Origin of the sequence: Acinetobacter sp. WCHAc060006 (genome assembly GCF_004209135.1) — a bacterium.
Classification (GTDB): Bacteria; Pseudomonadota; Gammaproteobacteria; order Pseudomonadales; family Moraxellaceae; genus Acinetobacter; species Acinetobacter cumulans.
Genome location: NZ_SGSS01000072.1, coordinates 1 through 1,892, shown reverse-complemented (window position 1 = coordinate 1,892; position 1,892 = coordinate 1). Strand labels below are relative to the sequence as shown.

The window sequence follows — 1,892 nt, the reverse complement described above, 5'->3', positions numbered from 1 at the left end:
TTTTTAAAATCTCACTCGCTATCTTCAAAAACAAAGCCGCTATAAAAGCGGCTTTATTAAATGATTTTAATCAATCTAATTATTCATCAAGCATCAAGTCTGGGCTCATCCCCACAGTGTTGAAACCTGCATCGACATACATGATTTCACCGGTAATACCATTTGCCCAAGGTGAGCAAAGGAATAATGCAGCATTACCGACATCTTCAATGGTCACATTACGTTTAAGTGGTGAAATTTTTTCGTTTACATCTAACATTTTGCGGAACGACTTAATCCCTGATGCCGCCAAAGTACGGATTGGCCCTGCTGAAATCGCATTCACACGAATCCCTTCTGCACCCAAGCTTGATGCCAAGTAACGTACGCCCGCTTCTAATGATGCTTTCGCCATACCCATCACATTGTAGTTTGGCATTACACGTTCAGAACCTTGGTAAGTCAAAGTCAATAAACAACCTTGACGAACTAAAAGTAACGGCTTCGCAGCACGCGCCATCGCAATAAAGCTATATGCACTAATGTCATGTGCCACTTTAAAACCATTACGATCCGTTACATCGGTAAAGTCACCATCCAATGTATGCGCAGGCGCAAAACTAATCGAATGTACTACACCGTCTAACCCGTCCCAGTGTTTTGCCAATTCAACAAAAGTCTGTTCAATTTCAGCGTCGACAGCCACATCACATGGTAGAACAATCGTTGAGCCAAATTGTGCTGCAAATTCATCTACACGTTTTTTCAGTTTTTCATTTGGATAAGTAAATGCAAGTTCCGCGCCTTCACGGTGAAGCGCTTGAGCAATACCAAATGCAATTGATAATTTACTTGCAATACCTGCTACTAAAAAACGCTTTCCAGCCAATAGTCCTTGTGCCATGTGACTCTCACTCAAAATAATTTATCTGCATAATGCCAAGTTTAAGTTGAAACCGAAATTGCATAATGCGCCTTTTTTCAATTCATCAACATTCAATAACAAATACGCCCCAATGAAGGGGCGTATTTGTTAAAACTAAGGAGATTAGTCGTCGCCACGCAACATGCTGAGTAGACGTAGGAATGAATAGTACATCCACACCAGAGTCGCTAGTAGTGCAATACCACACAGCCATTCCATCGCTTTCGGAGCGTGTTGTGCCGCAGCACTTTCAATCAAATCAAAATCTAGAATTAAGTTCAGTGATGCAATCACTGCAACAAAAGCGGCAAAACCTAAACCTAATAAATTGTTTTCAAATAAAAATGGAATGCTTGAACCAAAAGCCAAACGCATGACCATCTGCACCACAAAGACAATCGCGATGGCAATTGATGCTGACATCACTACAGATTTGAATTTTTCAGTGGCACGAATAATTTGAAAACGATACAGGCCAAACATCACTAAAGTGGTGACAAAAGTTGCCAAGAGCGCTTGTAAAGGTACACCCGGATATTTCAATTGGAAAATAACCGACACCCCACCTAAAAAAGCACCTTCAAACAAGGCATATGGAATGGCAAGGGTACGTGCGGTATTTGGTTTAAAAGTTGCAATCAGGCCTAAAATTAGACCACCAATCGCACCGACTAAGGTTGCAGCATAGGCTAGCGAAATATTTAAGGTCATGAAACAGTATAAAAACAGTGCTATACCGACCACAGCCGCAATCACTGTAAGTAATACAGACTTCTGAATAGCACCTTGAACAGTCATCGGTTGACTATAGTCCGCATGTGTTTCCACGCGGTTCAAAATAGGGTTATTACTTTGCATAACTCAACTCTTTGTTATAATTTAATTAATTTACTTTATCATAAAGCTTGTTTTAAACTTGTATAGCAAAAAAGTGTTTCTTTTTTCTACACAAATACCCTCAGCTCTATTCGATTTCAATAAAAAAGAG

The 1,892-nt window shown here is 40.1% G+C and carries 2 protein-coding genes; both read right to left on the bottom strand.

The features are described from left to right. Positions 1-79: 79 nt before the first annotated feature. Positions 80-883 (bottom strand): enoyl-ACP reductase FabI, encoded by an 804-nt coding sequence (locus tag EXE29_RS17160; RefSeq protein WP_058952677.1) that lies wholly within the window; start codon positions 881-883, stop codon positions 80-82. A gap of 144 nt (positions 884-1,027) precedes the next feature. After that, positions 1,028-1,762 carry a Bax inhibitor-1/YccA family protein gene (locus tag EXE29_RS17155; protein WP_058952676.1) on the bottom strand — a complete coding sequence of 245 codons (735 nt, stop codon included), beginning with the start codon at positions 1,760-1,762 and terminating at the stop codon, positions 1,028-1,030. Between the last annotated feature and the right edge of the window lie 130 nt (positions 1,763-1,892).

What these genes read in the sequence shown, in the direction of transcription:
- EXE29_RS17155 (WP_058952676.1), bottom strand. Translation starts at nt 1,762, where the DNA reads ATGCAAAGTAATAACCCTATTTTGAACCGCGTGGAAACACATGCGGAC.
- EXE29_RS17160 (WP_058952677.1), bottom strand. Translation starts at nt 883, where the DNA reads ATGGCACAAGGACTATTGGCTGGAAAGCGTTTTTTAGTAGCAGGTATT.